General features: G+C 66.5%; 23 protein-coding genes. 16 read left to right on the forward strand and 7 right to left on the reverse strand.

Features of this window, described 5'->3' with window-relative positions; all coding sequences use genetic code 11:
• A partial coding sequence (locus E1261_RS27230; RefSeq protein WP_132411372.1) for a TIGR03086 family metal-binding protein occupies positions 1-1,440 on the reverse strand: 1,440 nt, incomplete at its 3' end.
• Between the two features lie 117 nt (positions 1,441-1,557).
• Between E1261_RS27230 and E1261_RS27235 the strand changes: the two genes are divergently transcribed.
• Entirely contained in the window at positions 1,558-2,712 is a 1,155-nt protein-coding gene (locus E1261_RS27235) for a DUF418 domain-containing protein (RefSeq protein ID WP_132411374.1), read from the forward strand.
• Here E1261_RS27235 and E1261_RS27240 read toward each other — a convergent pair.
• Genes E1261_RS27240 through E1261_RS27250 form a run of 3 tightly spaced genes read right to left on the reverse strand, consistent with a single transcriptional unit; the run spans position 2,709 to position 6,998 of the window.
• On the reverse strand, positions 2,709-4,454 hold the full coding sequence (locus E1261_RS27240; RefSeq protein WP_132411376.1) for an ABC transporter ATP-binding protein: 1,746 nt from the start codon (positions 4,452-4,454) through the stop codon (positions 2,709-2,711). The two genes, E1261_RS27235 and E1261_RS27240, sit on opposite strands and share 4 nt — an antisense overlap.
• The gene (locus E1261_RS27245; protein WP_132411378.1) at positions 4,451-6,190 is read right to left on the reverse strand and encodes an ABC transporter ATP-binding protein; all 1,740 of its coding nucleotides are present in this window, start codon (positions 6,188-6,190) and stop codon (positions 4,451-4,453) included. Before E1261_RS27245 ends, E1261_RS27240 begins: the two co-directional genes overlap by 4 nt.
• Before the next feature lie 19 nt (positions 6,191-6,209).
• Positions 6,210-6,998 carry a phosphotransferase gene (locus tag E1261_RS27250; RefSeq protein ID WP_165952674.1) on the reverse strand — a complete coding sequence of 263 codons (789 nt, stop codon included), beginning with the start codon at positions 6,996-6,998 and terminating at the stop codon, positions 6,210-6,212.
• A 113-nt stretch (positions 6,999-7,111) separates the two neighbouring features.
• Between E1261_RS27250 and E1261_RS27255 the strand changes: the two genes are divergently transcribed.
• The 3 genes from E1261_RS27255 (at position 7,112) to E1261_RS27265 (ending at position 9,014) form a co-directional block, all read left to right on the forward strand.
• Positions 7,112-7,981, forward strand: a complete 870-nt coding sequence (locus E1261_RS27255; RefSeq protein ID WP_238176452.1) for an alpha/beta fold hydrolase — start codon at positions 7,112-7,114, stop codon at positions 7,979-7,981.
• Positions 7,978-8,523, forward strand: coding sequence for a CGNR zinc finger domain-containing protein (locus tag E1261_RS27260; protein WP_132411381.1), 546 nt, complete (start codon positions 7,978-7,980; stop codon positions 8,521-8,523). Before E1261_RS27255 ends, E1261_RS27260 begins: the two co-directional genes overlap by 4 nt.
• 74 nt (positions 8,524-8,597) lie before the next feature.
• The gene (locus E1261_RS27265; RefSeq protein WP_132411382.1) at positions 8,598-9,014 is read left to right on the forward strand and encodes a hypothetical protein; all 417 of its coding nucleotides are present in this window, start codon (positions 8,598-8,600) and stop codon (positions 9,012-9,014) included.
• On the opposite strand, the gene E1261_RS27270 is transcribed toward E1261_RS27265, so the two are convergent.
• Entirely contained in the window at positions 9,003-9,869 is an 867-nt protein-coding gene (locus E1261_RS27270) for an aminoglycoside phosphotransferase family protein (RefSeq protein ID WP_238176453.1), read from the reverse strand. The two genes, E1261_RS27265 and E1261_RS27270, sit on opposite strands and share 12 nt — an antisense overlap.
• A gap of 106 nt (positions 9,870-9,975) precedes the next feature.
• Here E1261_RS27270 and E1261_RS27275 point away from each other — a divergent pair, with 106 nt between their 5' ends.
• The 6 genes from E1261_RS27275 (at position 9,976) to E1261_RS27300 (ending at position 14,889) form a co-directional block, all read left to right on the forward strand.
• A complete protein-coding gene (locus tag E1261_RS27275; RefSeq protein ID WP_132411386.1) occupies positions 9,976-10,281 on the forward strand; it encodes a DUF1698 domain-containing protein in 306 nt (101 codons plus the stop codon).
• Complete coding sequence (locus E1261_RS27280; RefSeq protein ID WP_132411388.1) at positions 10,244-10,582, forward strand: hypothetical protein; 339 nt, start codon at positions 10,244-10,246, stop codon at positions 10,580-10,582. Before E1261_RS27275 ends, E1261_RS27280 begins: the two co-directional genes overlap by 38 nt.
• 78 nt (positions 10,583-10,660) lie before the next feature.
• Entirely contained in the window at positions 10,661-11,425 is a 765-nt protein-coding gene (locus tag E1261_RS27285; protein ID WP_132411390.1) for a class I SAM-dependent methyltransferase, read from the forward strand.
• A gap of 501 nt (positions 11,426-11,926) precedes the next feature.
• Positions 11,927-12,883 carry a tyrosine-type recombinase/integrase gene (locus E1261_RS27290; protein ID WP_165952675.1) on the forward strand — a complete coding sequence of 319 codons (957 nt, stop codon included), beginning with the start codon at positions 11,927-11,929 and terminating at the stop codon, positions 12,881-12,883.
• A gap of 396 nt (positions 12,884-13,279) precedes the next feature.
• Entirely contained in the window at positions 13,280-13,987 is a 708-nt protein-coding gene (locus tag E1261_RS27295; RefSeq protein ID WP_238176454.1) for a hypothetical protein, read from the forward strand.
• A gap of 149 nt (positions 13,988-14,136) precedes the next feature.
• On the forward strand, positions 14,137-14,889 hold the full coding sequence (locus E1261_RS27300; protein WP_132411394.1) for a class I SAM-dependent methyltransferase: 753 nt from the start codon (positions 14,137-14,139) through the stop codon (positions 14,887-14,889).
• Positions 14,890-15,010: 121 nt separating this feature from the next.
• Here the strand turns inward: E1261_RS27300 and E1261_RS27305 are convergent, their stop codons facing one another.
• On the reverse strand, positions 15,011-15,553 hold the full coding sequence (locus E1261_RS27305) for a GNAT family N-acetyltransferase (protein ID WP_132411396.1): 543 nt from the start codon (positions 15,551-15,553) through the stop codon (positions 15,011-15,013).
• 146 nt (positions 15,554-15,699) lie between these two features.
• Here E1261_RS27305 and E1261_RS27310 point away from each other — a divergent pair, with 146 nt between their 5' ends.
• Together E1261_RS27310 and E1261_RS27315 are read left to right on the forward strand one after the other, a co-directional pair.
• Positions 15,700-16,047: a hypothetical protein gene (locus tag E1261_RS27310; RefSeq protein ID WP_132411398.1), complete on the forward strand. Its 348-nt coding sequence runs from the start codon at positions 15,700-15,702 to the stop codon at positions 16,045-16,047.
• A gap of 81 nt (positions 16,048-16,128) precedes the next feature.
• On the forward strand, positions 16,129-17,154 hold the full coding sequence (locus tag E1261_RS27315; RefSeq protein WP_238176455.1) for a phosphotransferase family protein: 1,026 nt from the start codon (positions 16,129-16,131) through the stop codon (positions 17,152-17,154).
• A gap of 20 nt (positions 17,155-17,174) precedes the next feature.
• Here E1261_RS27315 and E1261_RS27320 read toward each other — a convergent pair whose 3' ends face one another.
• The gene (locus E1261_RS27320; protein WP_165952676.1) at positions 17,175-17,807 is read right to left on the reverse strand and encodes a class I SAM-dependent methyltransferase; all 633 of its coding nucleotides are present in this window, start codon (positions 17,805-17,807) and stop codon (positions 17,175-17,177) included.
• Positions 17,808-17,896: 89 nt separating this feature from the next.
• Between E1261_RS27320 and E1261_RS27325 the strand changes: the two genes are divergently transcribed.
• The 4 genes from E1261_RS27325 (at position 17,897) to E1261_RS27340 (ending at position 21,710) form a co-directional block, all read left to right on the forward strand.
• A complete protein-coding gene (locus E1261_RS27325) occupies positions 17,897-18,475 on the forward strand; it encodes a GNAT family N-acetyltransferase (RefSeq protein WP_132411404.1) in 579 nt (192 codons plus the stop codon).
• Between the two features lie 10 nt (positions 18,476-18,485).
• Positions 18,486-19,208, forward strand: coding sequence for a VOC family protein (locus tag E1261_RS46495; protein WP_132411406.1), 723 nt, complete (start codon positions 18,486-18,488; stop codon positions 19,206-19,208).
• 7 nt (positions 19,209-19,215) lie between these two features.
• Positions 19,216-20,403, forward strand: coding sequence for a phosphotransferase family protein (locus tag E1261_RS27335; protein WP_132411408.1), 1,188 nt, complete (start codon positions 19,216-19,218; stop codon positions 20,401-20,403).
• Between the two features lie 185 nt (positions 20,404-20,588).
• The gene (locus tag E1261_RS27340; RefSeq protein WP_132411410.1) at positions 20,589-21,710 is read left to right on the forward strand and encodes a phosphotransferase enzyme family protein; all 1,122 of its coding nucleotides are present in this window, start codon (positions 20,589-20,591) and stop codon (positions 21,708-21,710) included.
• Positions 21,711-21,715: the final 5 nt, after the last annotated feature.

Below are 21,715 nucleotides of genomic sequence, written 5' to 3' on the forward strand. Positions count from 1 at the left end.
GATTTCTTGTACGACGGGGAGGGCGGCGCGGGCGAGGTCGGGGACCAGGTCGTGGTCGTGGCCGAGGGCGGTGGCGAGGTCCCAGCCGTGGACGAGCAGCTCGACGAGCAGCTGCTCGACCAGGCGGCGGCCGGGGGCGGGACCGAAGGAACGGTCGAGCAGGCCAGGCTGGCGGAAGGACTCGCGAGCGTTGGCGGCAGCGGTCTCGAAGGCGGCGATGTGGTCGTCACCGAGGTGGTCGTCGGTGTGGCCGCCGGTTGGGGGAGAGCCTTGAGCCAGGCCGCCCCAGATGATGTTCTCCCACACCAGATGGTCGAGCAGGTCGCGGACGGTCCAGTTCGCGCAGGGCGTCGGCAGGCAGAACTGGTCCGGCGCTGCGGCCCGGACGACTACGCCGACACTGTCCTGGACACGTTCGAGCGCCGCCAAGACACCACCCGGCCAAGGATCTGTGGCGTCCATGTAGAGCGCTTCGAGCCGAGCATCGCGCGCACCGGGGGAGGGATTGGCGCGCAGAGCGGTGGTGAGCCACTGCCCCTCCGTCGCGATCCCGGATGGTGCAGGACTGCCGTTGAGCACACACAGCAATTGCCAGAAGCGCTCGACGGCAGGCTCCGACGCCGCGCTGAGCTGCTCATGCAGGAGGGTGCGTGCCTCGGCCCCGTCCTCCGAGATCACGGCCGGATCGACGTTCGCGCGACTCGGCAGCCAGTCGCCCACGATCTCCGCGACGACCCGGTCAGCAGCTGGCGAGTCCGCCGCCGTACCGGCCTGAATCGCGTCGCGCACACGTCCGACCCACCTGCCAGTGAGGTCGCGCATCTCCGCCACCGCGGTGTCGTCCTGTGCACCATGACGAGCGGCGTACTCCGCGATGCGTCGCATGGCCGGGCCCAGCTCACCGTCGGCGACCAGCTCGCCCAGCGCCAGCCACGCCTCGACCTGCTCATCAGTGGGATCGTCCGGAAGCTCGGTACCCGCCGCGAGAAGTCCCTCACGGAAGTGCGGCACCTCCAGATCACCGAGGGTCTCGGTCAGAAAATCGTGGACCAGTTTGCGACGCTCATCCGGAGACAGCTGCGCGGTGCGGGTCATCAGAGCAAGTCCTTCGTGAGTTGTCCGACGGGTGACAGTGCGCAGGACGGCCTGATGGGTCCGCAGCCGCCGGACCTGTACCTCCAGAGCCTCGACATGTGCGGCCGCAACCTCACTGAGGCCGTCCTCGCGATCGAGGGCGGTCCGGATTTCAGCGAGCCCCATCCCCAGATCCCGCAGAGTGCGGGCCAGCCGCAGACGGGCCACCCCAGCAGTGTCGTACCGGCGGTAGCCGCCGGCCGTCCGCTCCACCGGCACCACAACACCGACATCCGACCAGTGCCTGATCACCTTCACCGGCAGCCCGGCCTGCCGCGCCACAGCGCCGATACTCCACGTACTCATAGGCTCCACCCTCAACTCTCCCCCCGTAGGAGAGTCAAGCGGGGGTAGGTGAAGTTCCACCACCAGGGAGGTGCCAGCACGCCTGCCCCGCAGGACCGGGACCAGTTCACTGAGGAGATGAGCCAACCGCCCAGCACGTTGCGGACCCGGATCCACGACATCGACGCCCTGCGGGGGTTCGCCCTCCTCGGCATCCTGATCGCGAACATCACCTACGCCGCCTCCGGATTCCCGATCCACCTCGCCGACGACCCGACGTACAGCTCAGGTCTTGACCACGCCGTCCGCTGGCTCGGCCATGCCTTGGTGGACCTGAAGTTCTACCTGCTGTTCTCGTTCCTGTTCGGCTACAGCTTCCAGCTGCAGATCGAGGCTGCGCAGCGGGCCGGCGCGCAGTTCAAGCCGCGGATGCTGCGCCGGCTCGGCGGGTTGTTCGTGATCGGCGCGCTGCACGCGATCTTCCTGATCACCGGAGACATCCTCACCGTCTACGCACTGATCGGCCTGGTCCTGCTGGCGATGCGCGGCGTGCGGGACAAGACAGCACTGGTCACCGCCGCCGCAATCTACGGCTACCTCTTCGTCACACTCGGCGCTGCCGTGCTGTTTGTCGACAGCACCGCGCTCGTCGACCCGGCCGGAGCTCTGGCTGCCGCACAGCAGACGACGACGAATCTGGCCGGCTCGTTCGGTGACGTGATCGGTGAACACGTCCGGGCGCTCCCGACGTTCGGTCTTGCCCAGCTCACCGTGCAGGGACCGACCACCTTGGCCGTCATGCTGCTCGGGATGGTCGCCGGCCGGCGGCGTCTGCTCGCCAACCTGACCGGCACCGAACCTGTACTGCGAAAGATCCAGCTCATCGGATTCCCCATCGGCCTACTCGGCAGCATCGTCTACGCCGCGGGCGGCAACGGCGACACGCTCAGCGTCATGGTCGGCGTGATGACCGCCCCGCTCCTGTCTGCCGCGTACGCCGCAACTCTCCTCCGACTGATGCATTCGAGCGACCTGGGCGGACTGCTGGCCCCAGCAGGGCGAATGGCCCTGTCCAACTACCTGGGCCAATCACTGGCGACCGTGGCGATCTTCACCGGCGTTGGATTCGGCCTGGTCGGACAGGTCTCCCCACTGGAAACCTTCACCTTCGCAGTCGCCATCTTCACCGCCCAGCTCGCGATCAGCCATTGGTGGATGTCCCGCTACACCTACGGCCCCGTCGAAGGGATCCTCCGAGCAGTCACCAATGCCACCCCGCCCACCTGGCGCTAATCCACGTTCCACGTCCGCCAAAGCTGGCCGTACACCCGCCCTGCCTGGACAAGCTCGTCGTGCGTACCGAGTTCGACGAGCTCACCGGCCTCCATGACAGCGATCCGGTCAGCGTCATGCGCGGTCTGCAGCCGGTGAGCGATCGCGATCACCGTCCGGCCACGCAGTACGGCGGCCAACGACTGCTCGGTCTGCCGCGCAGTCCTGGGGTCCAGCAGCGAGGTCGCCTCATCCAGAATCAGCGTGTGCGGATCGGCCAGCACGACCCGGGCCAGCGAGAGCTGCTGAGCACTCGCATCGGCAAGATCAGTGTCGACTCCGATCACCGAATCGAGACCCTCCGGCAGATCCTCCAGCCACTCCGCACCGACCGCGGTCAGTGCGTCGTACAACTCCTCATCGGTGGCATCCGGCTTCGCGATCAGCAGGTTGTCGCGCAGCGAGTCATGGAAGACGTGATGATCTTGAGTGATCAGTACGACGTGCTCGCGCAGCTCGTCAGGTGGCAGATCCGCAACCGGCCTGCCGCCGATCGTGACCGAGCCGGTGTGTGGTCGATCGAGCCCGGCCAGCAGTCGTGCGAGCGTCGACTTCCCAGCTCCTGAGGTGCCAACAATCGCCAGCCGTTCCCCGGGCTGCACCAGCAGATCGATTCCACGCAGTACGTCGCGCGCCCCGGTGTAGCTGAAGTGAGCATCGGCCACGCGGATCCGATCACCGTGATCGCCACCGCTCTGAGCCGGAGCGGGTTCCGCGGTCGGGATGTCCGCGAGCCCCTCGACGCGAGCGTATGACGCCCCGGCGCCCTGCAACTGCTCGATCCAGAGCATCAGGGTGTCGAGCGGTCCGACGAGTTGGCGCAGGTACACAGTCGCCGTCACCACGACCCCGAGGCTGACCAGGTCATTCGCATACAGCGTGCCCCCGACCAGCAGCACGCCCACCACGGGCACGCCGAGCGCAATCTCCGACCACGGGAACAGCACCGAGCGCAGCCACAGTGCCCCCAACCGCGCGGACCGGGACTCCGCAATCGCAGCCTCAGAGACCTGGTGCCGACGCTCCTCCAAACCGAGCAGCTCGATCGTGCGAGCCCCCTTGGCCGTGCTGGCGACGACATCGGCCACCTCCGCACCAGTCGCGGCAACGGCCAAGTACACCGGCCGCGCACGACGCATGTACCAGCGCACAGCCCCACCGACGCCGAGCAGACAGACGAGCCCACACAGCCCGAGTCGCAGATCCAGAACGAGCACCGCGACCACCAGGAACAGCGCATGGACGGTCGCCACCAGCACCTCGGGCACCGCCGACCGCAAGGTCGTGGCCACCAGCGCCGCGTCGGTACTCCCACGCGCGATCAGATCACCGGCCGGCAGATGATCCGCCACCCGCGGCGGCAACGCCAACGTCCGCTGCAGAAACCGTTCCCGAACCCGAGCCGCAGTCCGTTCCCCGAACCGATACCCGATCTTCAGCGCCCACCACGCCAGCGCAGTCTGTACGACGGTGAACAGCAGCGCGCCGAACGCCAGCCGGTCGACCGCGCTGAGCACATCCCCGGAGCCGGCCTGAATCGTGTCGATGATGCGGCCGAGCAGCCACGGACCGATCAGCCCGGCCGCCGCCGCGAGCCCGTTGACCACGACCACCCCGACCACGGCCCAACGATCCGCGCCCAGATCGCGGAGCGCCGCCGTACGGACCTCTGACCGGCTTGCCACCGGCAACTGCCTGTTCATCGGCCGTCCTGAGCACGCGACACGAGCTCGCGGTAGGTGGAATCGGTGTGCAGAAGTTCCGAGTGCTTCCCGACGGCCGACACCTTGCCGTCGACCAGAACGATGACCTCGTCGGCACGGTCGAGCACGAGCGGCGACATCGTGGTGATCACCGTTGTCGTGCCCTGCCTGGCGTCGCGGATGCGGTCGATCATCGCCGCCTCGGTGTTGGCGTCGACCGCGGAGGTCGGATCGACGGCGAGCAGAATGTCGGGGGAGGCGTAGACAGCGCGCGCGAGCCGGATCCGCTGCCGCTGCCCACCGGACAGATCAGACCCGCCGGCCGCGAGCACCGCATCCAGACCATCGGGCAATGCCTCGACGACATCCTCGGCAACCGCCACCCGAAGGGCCGCCTGGATCCGGTGGTCGTCGGGCTCGAGGCGGCCCGCGACGATCTCCCGGACGGTGCCGGCGAACACCTCGGCATCGTTGTCGGCGACAACCAATCGACTCCGCAACTCGGCGCGAGCGACCGCATCGATCCGCACATCTGCCCAGGTCACGTCCGCATCGGCGCCCACTCGTCCGAGCCGCTCGACCACCGCGATCGCCTCCGAGGTCCGCACAGCGACCAGCGCCGTCAGCAGACCGGGCCGTACGACGACGCCCGAATCCGGGTCGATCAGCGGACCAGAGCCGTGGGGGAGTGGACCACCATCGCGCTCGTCATCGCGCGCGACCGGCAGGTTGAGCAGGTCGATGATCCGCTGCCCGGCCACCCGGGCGCGTGCGATGTCGCCACCGCCCTCGATGAACATCGACACGGGAACGACCAGGACAGCGACGTACCCGTAGACCGCGACGACCTCGCCGAGCGTGATCGCCCCGGTGGCTGCCATCCGCGCCGACAACCACACGACCGCGGCCAGGAACAACGCGGGCAGGCCGGTCGACAACGCGCCGACCCAACTGGCCGGTACGGCGACCTTGTAGCCACGTCTCACCAGGCGCTGCGACTGTTCGTCGTACTGGTCGGCCATGAACTGCTTCCCGCCCAAACCGTTGAGAACCTTCAGCCCAGCCAGTACGTCGATCAGCCGGGTCGTCAACCGGCCCTGGTGCACGCGATACTCGCCGCCGGTGCGTTCGATCCGATGCAAGAAGGGGCCGACGGCAACAACCAGCAGCGGAACGCCCGCCAGGACCACCGCGGCCAGCAAGGGTGAGGTGGTGAAGAGGATGACCGCGACCACGGCGTACGCGATGAGCGCGCCGACGCCAGGGCCGGTCACGGTCAGCGCCATCGCGACAGTGTGGACATCGGCGATACCGACCGTGACGATCTCGCCGGCACTCACCCGCCGCGCCAGCGAGGCGCCGAGCCGCGACGTGTGCCAGACCGTGGCCCGCACCGAGCGGAACGAGGCATCCATCCGGATCTTCGTCATCGTCCGGTGCCGCGCAATCGACAGAAACGCGAGCAGCACACTGGTCCCGAGCAGAACCAGGGCCCATTGGACGAGTGCGCCTGGATCACGTCCGACGAGTCCTTCGTCGACCGCTCGCGACAGCACCCAGGGCGGTACCGCGAGGCCGACCATCCAGACCGTCCCGAGGAACGCGCCCAGGGCAACCCGTCGCGCCTGCGACCGGGTCAGCCAGAACAGGTACCGGAACGGTCCGGCCAGATCCTTCGCCGTCGGCGGCGCCCACGTATCGGTCGTCTTGTCCAACCACTCGCGCAGGCCCGGCATACCGCAGATCCTCGCAGCATCAACTGGGGGAGAGCAGGTCGCGGTGGTCCCGGACCCAGTCGATCTCCTGACGTTCCCGCTCGAGCGCTCCGTCGAGGACCCAGGTCCGCTGCGGTTCCTGCCCGCTCTCCGCGAGCCGGCTCATCAGGTCACACGTCGCTTCCAACCGCGCGATCACTGCGTCGACCACATCGAAGGTCGGCAGATCGCCGTACGCCTCGAGAAACACCTCGATGCGGTGGCGCCGGTCGGGCACCTCGGGGAAGTGGTGCCACTGCAGGGCGAACTCGTCGCAGCGAAGCGGCCCGAACCAGTGCAACGCGTAGGCGATGTCGTCGACGCGCGGACCGGGATGGAGATAGTCCCAGTCGATGAGGCCGACCGCGGTGCTGTCGTTCCAGACGAAGTTCCACGGGCCGGGATCACCGTGGCAGTAGACGAGGTCGTCGGCGGCGATCGGGTTCGCTACCCAGACAGCGTCGTACGGCGGGGTCCAGGCCTGACTGGCGTCGTGGATCTGCCTCAGCAGGCGGGCAGCGGAAGCTAACCCTTTGTCGGTGTGCTGGTGATACCACGCATCGCCGCCACTGGCTCCCGGAATGTAACGCAGCATCTCGACGTCGCCGTTCAAAGAGATCGGCTCGGCAATGCAATCCAGTCCCTGCGAACGCAGGAAACGCAGAAAGTGCTGCACGGTCGCGGCCGCCGTACCGGCTGGGCGTGTCACCAGACCATCAGCGATGACCACAGGCCGCGCTGCGGTGTTGGCAGCCTGGGCTCGCGCAACCGCCTCGAATGCATCACTCATGCCCGAACCCTCGCCCGGCCAGTCGGTCGGAGGCAACTCAGTTTGCGAATGCATGTAACCGGTAATAGCCGGGTATTGGGTTACTGCAGAAGGACGGTTCAACGGAAGGAGAGATGGTGAAGACGGCAGCGAAGACTAGGCATCGCTACCGCGAAGTGAGTGGGGTGCGGGTGCACTACCGCGAGGCGGGGGAGCCTGGATCGACGGCCGTGGTGCTCGTTCACGGGTTCCCGAGTTCGTCGTACTCGTATCGCGGGGTGCTGCCGCTCATCGGCGAGCACGCCTATGTGATCGCGCCCGACATGCCGGGGTCCGGGTTCACCGAGGCGCCGGCAGACTTCGAGTACACCTTCGAGCGGCTGTCGCAGGTTCTGGAGGCGTTGCTCGCGGAGCTCGGCGTCGAGAAGTACGTGCTGTATGTGACCGACTACGGTACGCCGACCGGTTACCTGATGGCGATGCGCGATCCGAGCCGGGTGCTCGGTCTCATGCTGCAGAACGGCAACACACACGAGGCCGGCCTGACCGCCGAGTGGGAGGCGGTGAAGCGGTACTGGGCGGATCCCAGTGTGGAGAACAAAGCGGCGCTCGCCGACTGGATGAACTTCGACGGCACGCGCGATCAGTACACCGGTGGGCTGCCGGCCGTACTCCAGGAGCGCCATCCGACCGAGTCGTGGCACCTGGACTGGGATCGGCTGTCGCGGCCCGGCATGATCGACGCCCAATGGCGGCTGTTCGTCGACTACCAGCACCACGTCGCCCGCTTCGACGAGATCGTTGCCTACCACAAGGAATGGCAGCCGCCGTGCCTGGTGTTCTGGGGCCGGCACGATCCGTACTTCGACATCGCCGAGGTGCTGGCGTACCACCAGGATCTGGACCGGGTGGACATCCACATCTACGACGGCGGTCATCACCTGCTCGAGACGCACTCCACCGAAGTCGCCGAGCAGATCATCACGTTCCTCGGCGACCTGTGACGACCTGGATCGATGGGCACTTCATCGCCGGTGATGTAGCGCTCGACTTCGCCAACACGGTCTTTCGCCGTACGCCGGAACAGGGGAGTGACCTGCTCGACAGCACCGAGTCGTTGGCGAGCTGGTTCGCCCACGCGGGCCTGCCCGCCGGTGGCACCTTGGCCGAGGCGAGGGAGTTACGGAGCCTGTTCTGGCGAATCTTCGACGCGCAGTCCGAGGGTGCGGACCTGCCGATAGATGCACTGGGCAACCTGTTGCTGGCAGCCCGAAGTGACGCGGTCGCGGTCGACGCCGATGGCATCCCATCAGCCCTGTCCGGCGTCGGCGCGCTGCCGACTCTGGCTCTGCGCGCTCTGAGGCTCGCGCTGAAACCACCGAGTCGCCCGGTCCGTACTTGCGATCGCTGCGGCTGGTTCTTCCTCGACACATCCCGCGGCCGCCGACGACGCTGGTGCAGCATGCAGACCTGCGGCAACCAAGCCAAAGCCGAGCGCTACCGCGGCCGGGACCACGGCGTGTTGAAGACGAGTACGAGGTCGTGATCGACTCGCGTGGTAATCAACGGGACAGGCGAACGGATGGTGAGCAGGTGCGAGAAGGTTCGTTTGCGCCAGGGATGATGATCAGGATCTCGGCTGAGCCGGCGGACGCCCGGGTGGTGGGGACGCGCCCCGGCCGGATCGTCGTCGACTGGCCCTGGAACCGGAGTGATCCGGGCTCACCACATCCGTGGCCGGGGACAGTTGAGTTTCCGGTGGACCCGACCGCATACGCGTGGCGGAACACTCCGTGGCGGGTCGAACCAGAGCCGGAGACGCTCGAGGTCGGGGGCAGCTGCATGATCGGGATACCGCCGTTCGTCGCACGAGTGCGCTCCGTCATCGACTATGACCCCGCCTTCGAGTACGGAATCCTCCCTCGTCCGGAACTCGTGGTCGGAGCGGTCGACGTCGCCTACGAGGGTGACGATGAGGCAGGGTTCACGATCTACCTCGGTACCGAGGAGCCCATAGAAGTCGAGTCACTGACCTAGCACTCTGCCGATGGCGTGCAGCGCGTAGCTCGCGAGAGCGGGGTTGGTATCCCGGTGGTGCCGCAGCACGATCACGGCCTGGGACAGCACGCGCCCACGCCCGCGGAGCCAGGTCGCGTCGTCCACGTCGAGCGCCGTACGGAACTCGTCGTGGACGTTCGCGGGCAGCAGGTGCCACGCGGGGAACAGGTCGCAGGACGGATCGCCGACACCACACGTCTCGAAGTCGAGTACCGCGGTCAGCCGGCCCTCCGCCGACACGAGCAAGTTGCCCGGCGTCAGGTCCGAATGCACCCACACCTCGCGGCCGTCGTACGGGGCCGCCAGCGACTCTTCCCATGACGCCAGCGCTGCCCGGGCGTCGATCAGGCCGTCCAGCTCGGCGATCGCCTCCCGTGTCGAGGAGTCCATCGAGACCATCGAAGCGCGCGTACGACGCTCGCCCGGATACGCCGGCGTCCGGTCCGGCAGGTCGACCCGCCGCAACGCGTCGACGAACACCGCAAGGTCCGCCGCCAGCACGCGTGGATGGGCGAGTGTGTCGGGGGAGGGCGTCGTACCGGAGAGCCAGCGGTGGATAGACCACTCGCCCGGGTACGCGCCAGTGGGTGAACCGATCGCCTCGACAGAAGGAATGGCCACAGGCAGAAACGGCGCGAGCGCCGCAAGCTTCGCCTGCTCCCGTTGCACCATGTCGGTGGTCGAGGGCCGGAGCGGCAGCCGTACGGACAGGTCAGAACCGAGCCGGAAGATCGCATTCACCAACCCACTGGAATCAACCGGCTCCAACGGCAACGCCGCCCACCGCGGAAACTGAGCAACCAGCAACTCGCGCACAAGCAACGTGTCAATCACCAGCCCACTCGAGCCGTCCCACCCATCCGCTGTCAACCCGGTTTCGTCGCTCTGAATCGCGCGGGGGAGTAGGCGGCTGAGCTGAACGGCACCTAGGGTCTGTGGCGTGACGACGTCAGGCGACCTCCCGGAAGCCAGCCGGCCGTGGCTGGATCTCTCATCGCACTACGAGCGAGCCCGAGCCAAGGAGGACTCGCTCGATCGGATCGTCGAGTGGCCGGCTCAGCGAAACCTTCTCGGTGATGTCGTGGGCCGGTCGGTGCTCGATGTCGGCTGCGGCAACGGCGGCAAGCTGGCCGAGCTGGTCAGTGCGGGCGCGGCCAACTCTGTGGGCGTCGATATCAGCGGCAACTTTCTCAGCCCGCCGCCACCTGGTGTCGAATTCGTCCCGGGCGATCTCTCCGACTGCTGACCAGAACGCACCCGATCCGCTTTGCCGTCGACCGATCGGAAGCGAACGGTACGTCCTGGGCGAGGAGTATTTCTCCACAGAGCGGTACTCGTACTCGCACAGCTGGAACGAGAACATCACGCTCACCAAACGCCCGTACACAATGTCCGACCTGCTGAACGAGTTCAGCGCCGCCGGACTCTGGATCGAAACCACGCTCGAGCCCCAGCTGACGGAGCAGGCCCGCCGTCGGCACCCCCACAAACAAGAGTGGATGAACAAGCACCTCGGCATCCTCATCTTCAAGCTCCGCCCCTTGTGAAAACCATTGGTGCCCGGCTCGCTCCGCTGATGGACTGACGTCCCACCGTGAGTCTGCCGTGTGACGGAGGTTGTGGTTGTGACGGATTACGACGTGCTTGCTGAGGTGTACGAATGGCTCATCTCAGAGGCAAAGTTGCCTCCAGCCGAGTTCGCTGCGTCGTTCGATGACGTCCTCAGGCTGCTGCCGTCGAACGCTCACGTCCTCGACTGTTCGTGCGGAACCGGACAGTTGGCGGTTGGCCTCGCCGGTCGTGGCATACAGGTTGTCGCAACTGACGCCAGCGAAGCGATGGTCCGTCGTACCGCAGCGTTGTCTGAGGAGTTCGGGACATCCATCCGGGCCGTGCAGGCGAACTGGGAAGAGTTGCCCGACCATTTCGAGGACGACACGTTCGACATGGTGTTCTGCGTTGGCAACTCGCTTCACCATGCCGCGGGCGCGACAGGCAGGGGAGCTGCTCTGGAGTCGATGTCACGGCTTCTGCGCCCAGGCGGGCGCTTGGTACTCACATCCCGCACTTGGGAACTCGTGAGGGCCAGAGGTTCCCGGCTCGACATCAGCGACCGACTCGTCCGCCGGAATGGTCGCGATGCCGTCGTGGTCTACCGCTGGGAGATTGCGCCGCATTGGGAGGATGAGCACCACATCGAGATTGCGATCGCACAAGTTGATGCGACTGGCTCGGTTCTTGTCCGCTCAGAACTGCTGTCCTGCTGGCCGTACCGGTACGAGGAACTCGAAGCCGACCTGCACCGAGTCGGACTCCGGACGGAAGTGAGCACGTTCGATCGTGACGCCGAGAACTACATGGTGGTAGCGGGCAAGACAGCCACTAGTTGACATAATGTCGCTTATCGGCGCAATCTGACGATGCTCGGGTGGAGGCCTGCCAGGCTCAGATTGTGCACTTTTCGGGTGTTCCAGGTCGGATGACCGGTGAGTGTTGCGACCTGATGCTCGTTGACGATGGCGGCGACCGAGTCGGCGCGCTGCCAGTTTGTTCAGGTAACGGCGTCAGGTCGCCGATGGCCGGCCGAACGTTCCACGGCGGATTCGTGAGGATTCTGTCAGCGGCGATCTGCGCGCGCTGGGTGTCGCCGAGTTGCCACTGGATGCTCTGGGCCTTTCTCTGAGCGGCTCTCAGAGAAGCCTCGGCATGTTCGACACCGACGTACTGAGCGCTCGGTTCGAGCTGCTGGCATTTCAAACGGTCCCCCAGAGGACGAGTGTCACCCCGTCCGCCCCGGCTCCGTCATGCATAATCACCATTATGCAGCAAATGTAGTTGCTGAAGGCAACTAGCGGGCAAACTGTCGGTGGCGTCCGGTAGTAATGGGCGACATGTTGGTGCTCGAAGCTCAGGCCGCGTTCTTCGCCGCGCGGCGGCCGCGCAAGGACTCACCTCACACGACCGACGCGTACCGCCGCGACCTGGCCGGCATCACCGCGCTGCTGACCGACGACCCCGGAAACCTCGAGGTCGACGAACTGACGGCACCAGCACTTCGTACGGCGTTCGGAGCGTTCGCCGACGACCACGCGAAGAGCTCGGTGCTGCGTGCGTGGTCGACGTGGAACCAGTTCCTCACCTTCTGCGTGTCCGACGGCTTGCTCGCGGGCAATCCGATGGGCGCGGTGGCGCGACCGAAGACCCCTCCCCTGTCCCCCAAGCCGCTGCGCGGTGAGGACACTCCGGAGAGGTTGCTGAAGTCCGCCGCCGACGGCGACCGCCGCGCGCGGGACCCGTGGCCGGAGCGCGACCTGCTGGTGATCGCCCTCGGCCTGGTCGCCGGACTCCGCTCGGCCGAGATGCGCACGCTGACCACGGATTCGCTCGCAGGCCGCCCGGGCGAGATGCGCCTGCACGTCCACGGCAAAGGCAGCCGCGACCGGTCGATCCCGGTCGAGCCGATCATGGAACGCATCATCGAGGCGTACACCGACTCCTGCGAACGCCGCTTCCCGAGCCGCCGGATCACTCGCAACACCAAACTCCTCCTCGACCGCACCGGCGACCCTATCGGCCGCGGCGGCCTCGAGTACCTGGTCAAGTCCTGCTACCGCTGGGCAGGCCTCCACGACCGCGTCCCCGCGGGCGCCAACCTCCACGCCCTCCGCCACACCTTCGCCACCCGCCTGGCCGAAGACGGCGCCACCGCCTCCGAAATCATGGCCCTCCTGGGCCACGCCAGCCTGGCGACCAGCCAGAATTACATAGAAGCCACCGGCCGAGAACGCCGAGCCGCCACTGCCAGCAACCGCACCTACCAAACCCTCGACAAGGTCCTGGACCCCTGAGGGTCGGCGGAGTTGCAGCGGTGGCAGATCGATGCTGATGGCAACGAATGACCTGCGCGCCGACTGGGGTCGTTCTTGTGCAACTTTTGCTGGCTCAGCGGCATCAAGCTGAGTAACGATCTGCTGCTGGCACAGCGCCTGCAACCTGGGGGGAAGGTCACGAGAGGTTGCGACATGCATCGTAAGCAAACGCTCGTCCGTCGAAGCTCCGGAGTACTGAGCGCGGCTGCACTACTGGCCGTCGGCTTGGTTCCGGGAGCCGCGGACGCTGCAACCACAACCGCCAGCGCCGGCAAGTGCACGATGGATCTGGGTTCGGTCACGGCTGGAGGTGATCACCGGTCGCAGCGCATCACTGCGAACTCGCCTCCGACGAGAACCAACGACCATGTTCTGGTGCCTGGTCTGTACAAGACTCAGGTACGGCTCAGTAGTTCGATGTTCCGCTCCGCCGGTGCTTCGGGCGACCTGTTCACCGGCGGGCATGTGATCATCGGCTCGACCCTGGCCCGGACCGCCTATGAGTTCACCGGCCCCGTCGTCGACACGGCCTCGATCCGTCTCACGCCGGTCGAGGACGGATTCGGTGACGTCCGCGCGTTCGAGGAATCCCGTTATCGAGCGGGAACCGTCACGCGCAAGATGGCCTACGGGCTGCACGGCGACGGCACGCTGTCCCGACGAACCGCCAACAACGGAGGTTGGGGCTGGGTCGTCACCGGTGCCGCGCCAGGCTTCGCGTCAGTGAAGTCGATGGCGTTGATCAGCAAGACCCGGACCTACGACACGTTCCTCGCGAACACCCGGGGCGGCGCGCTCTCCACGATTCACATCCCGACGAAGTCGCCGATGAAGCCAGTTGTCAAACCGGTGCGCACCCGGACCTGGCAGGGGTTCGAATACCTGCTCGCGCAGAAGTGTGGCAACTACGGCACCCTGCTGCTCGGCGTCGACAAGGACTCCCAGTCGGCCTATCTGTACTACGTCGGGCACGCCAACGGTACCGCGACGGTCATCCAGAGCGTCGGCAAGGTTCCCGGTACGTTCAACGACCCGGTCTACTTCCGCTTCGCCCCGATCCTCGACCCACACGTCGGCGAGTAAGCGCCTGCCCTCCCCCGCCACCGACTCACTCAGCGGTGGCGGGGCCTGCGATAAGCCGTGGAAGGATCTCAGCCTGATCGCGACAATGGCCAGGTGTTTGTAGGCCGAGCAGACAGGCTGCCCAAGATCCGGCAAGGAGCGTGCGTCTCATGAGCGAGCAGTTCTACTCGGACGCGAGGTTGTACGACCGGTTGTTCCCCGGAGGCGAGCAATCCGTCGACTTCTACAGGACCGAGGCCGGTCGGCAAGGCGGGTGTGTCCTGGAACTCGGGAGTGGCACCGGAAAGAAGCTGATCCCGATCGCATCCGACGGGCACCCGTGCGTGGGCCTGGAACTCTCGCCGGACATGCTCGCCGAGGCTCAGCGCAAGGCAGACGAGCGCGGCGTGAAGGTGCAGTGGGTGCTAGGCGACATGCGCGAGTTCGACCTGGGCCGGACGTTCGACCTCGTGTTCATCGCCGCCAATTCACTGCTCCATCTGCAGAAAGCTGAGGACTTGGTGGCCTGCTTCCGATCGGTGCGAAAGCACCTGGCGCCCGGAGCGCGGCTCATCTTCGACGTCTTCAACCCGAGCGTGCGCATGCTTGCCCAGGCCGACGGCGTTCGACGCAGACGCGACGCATTGTCGTTCGTGGATCCCGATCGTGGCGTAGTCCATGTCGATGTCGCGGAGACCTACGACGCGGCCGCGCAGGTGACTCGCGGCAGGTGGTACTTCTCGACCGATTCCGAGGCCGACTTCAGTGTCGCGCCACTCGAGATGAGGAACATCTTCCCCCAGGAGTTGCCGCTGCTGCTCACGCTTGGCGGCCTTCGGATTGTTGAACGCTTCGGCGACTGGTCCCGTGCGCCACTCACCGCAGATGCGGCGCTCCAACTCTACGTCTGCGCACCGGACTGAACCGAGAGCCGTCAGGACTGTCGGTTCTCATCCCCCAAGGCACCCTCATCCGCCGCGAACCGGGCGCTACTCCCGGCTCATCAACTGCCGTTCCTGCCAGTTGGAGGGGGATCGGCGCGCCTCAACCGCCGGAAAGTTTTCGTTCTTCAAGCATGGCAGAGCGCCACTCCTCAAAGGTGATCGCGTATGTGAGCACGCCCGGGGCTGGCTCATCGATACAGCGCAGGGCAAGTTTCGTCAGAGTCGCGCGCGAGGCCGCATTGCTCGCAACAGTGCCAGCCCAGATGCGCCGGACACCTACGGTGGAGAAGCCGTGGTCGACCACGCACCGCGCCCCCTCGAATCCGAAGCCGCGCCGCCAGTGCTCCTGCTTGAGCCGGAAGCCGAGTTCGCCGGCATCCGGCTCGCCCGCCGGGACTCCGAGACCCCACCAGCCGATGAAGCGAGTGCCGGAGTATCCGGCCCAATACCCTAGACCGCGGCTTTCGTCAGTCCGTGGCCCCAAGCGCCCTGCCCACTCCTCCTCGACGTCGGTCAGCGACGACGATCGACCGGTGACATGCCGCATCACATCCGGGTCGCAGTTGAGCTCGGCGAACAACTTGATGTGCTCCAAGGTCGCTGGCGCAAGACGCAGTCGGGGCCCGAACAGCGTGGGTCTCATCCGTCGAGTGTGTCAGAGATGCCATCTACTCCCGGCTCATCAGCTCCCGTGCGTGCCGGTTAACTGTCGCGCCTTCCAACATTCGGCGGTACCAGTTGATGAGGCTTCTCGTGCCACTATCTGTCATGACTAGTTACATCGTGCCGGTGCAGTTGCTCGCGGTTCCCAGCCCGAAGACCGGACCACCGTTCTCCAACCAGCAGGACTTCATGTACCGCCTGGACCGTGCGCTGGGCGTCCATGCCCTGCCGGGTCGAATCACGTTCAACGGAATCGCCTACGATTCGGTGCGCTCTGCCGACGGCCTGCGGTACGAGGTGTGCGTCAACATCGACGATCCTTCAACGGTCGGTGCGCCGGCACCTGAGGGGCAAAAGGTCACCGGCACGGCGGCCGCGGTGTGGGTCCTTGAGCGGGCGCTGGCACAGATCGGTTTCACCACCAAGACCGCGACGATCGACGCCGCCGGCATCATGGGCCTAAGCGCATTCTGAGGCACGAACCGACGACGACGCGGCGGCGGGTCGCGGACTGGCGCTGATCGAAACGCCGTTGGGGTCGCTACGTTGATGTCCTTGTCAGCCGTTCTGAGGAGCAGCGCGATCCCCCAGTCAACATCGTTCGTCGAGCCGGCGGCCGATCCGGCGCTGCTGAGGATCCTGACGGCGGCTGGTCTGCCGGCAACCGGGCGTTTTCATCTTAAGGGGGGCTGGGTTAGCCGCGCGTGGGTCGGCGACGAATACGTCGTACGGCTGAACACCGACGAACGGCACCGCGACGCGTATCGCCACGAGGCGACAGTCGTCAGCCTGCTCGCCGGCAGCGAGGTCCCCCACGCCCGGCACCTCGCCCACGGCGACGGCCCGGACGGGCCGTGGTACGTCTCCGAACGCCTGCCTGGCCGAACCCTGTACGACGCGTGGCCGGCGGCGGACTCGTCGACGCGCCAAGCAATGATCGAGAGCCTCGGCGCTGCGCTGCGTGCACTGCACCGGATACCTGTCCCGGCGGGCCTGCTGCCACCCTGGCTGGCCCACGCAATCGCCGGGAAGAAACCGTGGGCTGCGTTCCATCCACCTGTCGTGAGCGAGGCGCTCCAGCTGGTCGAGGACGCCCGGCGACTGCCCGGCCACGACTCGCGCCTGCTCACCGACGTCACTGATTGGATCCAGGAGCGGCTGGCATTGTTCGCCACCGACGAACCCGCCCTCGTCCATGGTGATCTCCATGGATCCAACGTGATCGTCGACCAAGGACGCGTCACCGGTCTCATCGACTTCGCGGAGGCGTTGGCTCAGCCGGCGGATGTCGAGCTCGATACCATCCTGCGCTGGTGCGCGAGGGCGCGAGAATACCCACCCACACCCGACGACCAAGGGCTCGACGAGACCACGCTCACAGAGGCCCCCCGATGGCTGCACGGCGCGTATCCAGAGCTGTTCGAGCGCGAGCATCTGCGCGAGCGGCTGAACTTCTACGACATGTACGGCGAGCTCGCGCTCTACGCACACCGCCCCCAACCTGGCATACGCGATGCGGCCCAGCTCCGCATCGCCCGCCTGCTTTCCGGCCACAACCATCTAGATGGACTCGTCTGGTAGCCAACCGCTGCGTCTGCAAGTCAGGCAGGCGTGCGCAAGAGCGCCCATTGATAGTGCATCGATCCGTCGCCCGGCCACGTCATCCATTTCTCAATCGTTGCGTGCTGTTGCAGTTCTTCGCGCAGTACGTCGTCGGTGCGGATGCTGAAGAACCGTGGGGGCCCGAAAGCGCGATCGCCGTTCCAGGGGCTCTCGCTGACGGTCTTGTCTCCCCACAGTCCGATCGCGAGTGGCGACTGAGGGCGGAGGACTCTGACGATCTCCGCCAGAGCCGCCGACAGGTCTTCATTGGCGACGTGAAGCAGGGTGCTCATCGTCCAGCCTGCGTCAAAGGCAGCATCGTCAAAAGGCAGATGCAGTACGGAACCCACGTGGGCGTCGAGGCCAATCGACCGGCAGGCGTTGACACTTTCAGGGGCAAGGTCAACGCCGGTATAGGTTAGCCCGGCAGCAACGAACGCTTCGCCATCGCGACCTGGCCCTGAGCCCACCTCAAGCACAGACTTGAGACCTTCCTTCTTCAACTGTGTCAGGAAGGCGTCTCGCTGAGCCACGCGGCGTGGCGGCAAGGGCCGGTCAGAGCGGTCACGAACCTCGGTGTCGTAGTAGGCGGCCAGATCGGCCTCGCGTTGAGTTCGCACGGAGTCGTTCATGAGGTCGCATCTTGCCATCGACATCCGCACCTGTCAGTTCAACCAGGGCTGCATTCGATACCTAGGTACAAGGTGTTTACAGTCGAAACATGACCACAGAACCTCTCGCCACTGCTGGCACCGTGATTGTCAGGCCGGCGCTGGTGGGTGATGCGGACGCGATGGCGCGGGTGTTCGTCGACTCGTTCCGGGCCGGGCACCGGGGGCAGGTCCCGGAGAACGTGTTGCAGTCCAGGACGTACGAGTCGTCAGCCGCCGCGTGGCGACGGGACCTGACCGCGCCCTCGCCCGGCGAGTACATCTCGGTCGCGACCATCGGCGGCGAGGTGGTCGGGCTCGCGATGGTCGGCCCGCCGCACCCCTGGGCGGACGATGACACCGCCCGGGGCGAGGTCCCGACGGCCGAATGCTGGGCCCTGTACGTCGATCCGTCGCGCCAGCGGGAGGGAATCGGCCGACTGCTGATCGGCGACTTCTCCCGTCACCTGGCCGGCCAGGGGATTCGTCGCCTGCTGGTGGGTGTGCTCACCGCCAATGCACCGGCCCGGGCCTTCTACGAATCCCTCGGCGCCGCGCTGATCGGCAGCCGCCTGAACCTTGACGAGGGCCAGACCTTTCCCGAGAGCGTCTACGCCTGGCCCGATCTCCCGACCAAGGTGCTGGACTAGCATCGCCGGTATGGCGACGCGGCTTGTGCAGATCAACATGAAGGCTCGAGACGACTCCGCGCTCGGCGCTTTCTGGGCGGAGGTGCTCGGCTGGAGTGTCTCCAGCGAGGGACCCGGCGTGACCAATCTGGAGCCTGAGGGTTTCGTCTATCCCGACCCCGTCGCGGTCGTTCTCGACCTCATCGTCTCCCCCGAGCCCAAGACGGTGAAGAACCGCGTGCACCTCGACCTCGCCACCAACTCGGCGGCCCATCAGGACGAGGTCATCACGCGTCTGATGAAGCTCGGCGCGACACCAGCCGACATAGGCCAGGGTGACGTCCCGTGGGTAGTCATGGCGGACCCGGAGGGCAACGAGTTCTGCGTGCTGGACTCGCTGTACCAGGAGACCGGCCCGATCGCCTCGGTAGTCGTCGACTGCGTGGACCCGCGAGCCATGGCTCGTTTCTGGGGCGAGGCGATGGACTGGACCCTGCACAAGGTGACCGACCAGAGCGCGGTACTGCGTTCTGCGAAGGACGTCGGCCCGTATCTGCAGTTCCTCCGCACACCCGACGTGAAGACCGGGTGGAACCGAGTCCACCTAGACCTCCGCCCTTACCCAGGTGACGACCTGGAGGCAGAGGCCGCCAGACTGCAGACCCTCGGTGCCACCCGCCTCGAACTCGACGTCCCGTGGAAGGTCCTCGCCGACCCCGAAGGCAACGAGTTCTGCCTCCTCACCCCAGGCTGACCCCGGTATGCAGTACCCGTTGACGATCGAGCGACAGAACGCCGTACTGGACGGACTCACTTCCATCTGTGGGCAACGACCCGTCATCGTCGGTGCGCAGCAGGTCGGTCACCACTGGGCACCTGTCACTCGGCTGGTGTTCGACCGCGAGCTGCCCGGCCTGGGCGCGGATGCAGGTCGAACGGTCATCGTCAAAACCAGGCGAGTGGACGGTGATGGGTACGGCGGACCGGCCTATCTGCGACGAGAGGTCGCCGGGCTGCGCACCGCGCTCGTCAGCGACGTCGCTGCACGGGTGATCCTGACCGACGACCGGGCCGGCGTCCTCGTTCAGTCAGACCTCGGGACGTGGCCAACCCTGGAGACGGTGCTGCTCGGCAAGGACTCCGAGCGGGCAGCCGCCGCGATGGTGAACTTCGCCGAGACCGTAGGGCGGCTGCACGCCACGACACTGGACCGTCGCGTCGAGCACGACCACGCGCTGGCAGAGTTCGGCTCCGACGACGTCACCACCGGCGCGGGAGCCGGTACGGGCGGCACCCGTCGATGGCATCTCGTCGTACAGGCTTGTGCAGAGCTCGGATTCCCGGATGCCCGTGCCGCGCGGGACGATATCGCCTTCGTACGCTCACAACTGGGCGAGCCGGGTCAGTACGGCGCCCTGGTGCACCACGACCTCAATCCGACGAACGCCCTGGTCACGGACCGAGGCATCCGGTTGGTCGACTTCGAAGGCTCTGGTTTCGGGCACATGGGTTTCGACGCCTCGTTCTTGCATTACCCCTTCCCCCACCACAGCGCGAACTGGTCCGTGCTACCAGAACCGATCACCCAAGCCGCAGACCACGCCTACCGCAACTCGCTCCCTGCGGTCGTGCTCAATGGGTACGACGAGATGCTCGCAGTTGGTGCGGCAGCAGCACTCGCCAGCAGAGTGACCCGGCTTCCGGTGATCGCCCGAACCGACCAGAGTCCCCCGGACAGTTGGCGTCGTCGTGCACAGCTTGTCCAGCAGATCGGGGTATTCGGTCGGCTAGCCGACCGTGCGGGCATCCTGCCGGACTTGGCGCACTGGTTCCGCGAACTGTCCGACGCCATGACCGAGCGCTGGACCGACGCCACCAATCCCCCGCCGAGACTCTTCCCCGCCTTCGCGGACCACGACTCCCCTGGGCTGTCTGTGCATTGCCGTTGACAACGGCTGCCTGGGGTCGGCAGGATCGGGGCACGGCGTTGCCGACGCCGAGCCTCCTGAGGACCTGCCCCAGCCGGGATCTCGTGAAGGTGAAGGGGATTCTGCCCTCAAGGCTGTTGCTGCCATCCAGGCCTGTTTCGAATGCCGCTTCGCTGGGGGAATCGGGCATATCGAGGAGGCTTGTCATGACCAAAGAAGGCAGTTTCAAGCGCGCAGTACGTCAGCGGGCACAAGCGACCGGGCTGCGGTACACCGAGGCCCGCGCTGCGCTGGAGAAGAGCCGCACGTCGCCGTTTGCACGCACTCGCCCCGTCGAGTTCGCGGAGCTGAGAGCGCACCTCGAGGCGCAGTACGGCATCAGCATCACGTCGATCGCGCCGATCGACGACGACCCCGAGACACGACCGAACGGTTCCTGGATCGGGCACTACCCCTGGACCCTGGTCGTCAAGCGAGCGGACGGCCCGCCCTGGATCGCCCGGGTCTTCTCGTCGGCAGCAGACACAGTCGGCCGTGTCGAGGGCGATGCGGAGATCCTGCGGTTCCTGGCCTCACATGACTTCCCTGCCGAACGGCCTGCGCACGACAATGCCGTCTCGGTGTTCGAGGGAAGCGGCGTGATCGTGACCCAGTACGTCGAAGGTGGGCGACCGAACCAGTCGCCGGAGGTGCTCCACGAGCTGGCGAGCCTGCTCGGCCGCCTGCACAAACTGCCCCTGGCGGGTGGTGCGGTTGAGCGGGACGGAGGGGCGGAGGAACACGACGGCGCCTTCTTCGCGGGACGACCGAAGCAGGATCTCGCGGCGGCGATGAGCTTCCTGGTGAGCGTCGAAGATGTCGTTCCTCCCGAGGGGCACGAGGTGTTCGAGTTGCTCCGCGACAAGGTCGAGCACGCCGACGACGCGGAAGGCCTGCCCGAGGCATTCACCCACAGCAACTACCACGCCTGGGCAGCCGTCGGCACCCCAGGCAACCTCTCCATCGTCGGCTGGGCAGGATCCGGTCGCGGCCCCCGCCTGCCCGCACTCGCCTGGCTGCTCACGACCGCGGCCGAGGGCAACAAGGAGGAGGGCATCGACACGGTCACGCGCGGGTACCGCGAGCACATCCAGCTCACCGCCGAAGAGCTCGACCGACTCCCCGGCGTACTGGCGATGCGCCCACTGTGGCTGGCCTGCCTCGACTACCGGCAGTCCGTGCGCAACGGTTCCACCCCGCCAATGAACGAGGGCTGGATCGGCTGGGCCGCGAACCCCGACCACGCCGACCGACTAGCCGCCCAAGCAATCGCATCCCTGCAAGCCTAAGCCGC

Source organism: Kribbella albertanoniae, from assembly GCF_004348455.1.
Taxonomy (GTDB): Bacteria; Actinomycetota; Actinomycetes; order Propionibacteriales; family Kribbellaceae; genus Kribbella; species Kribbella albertanoniae.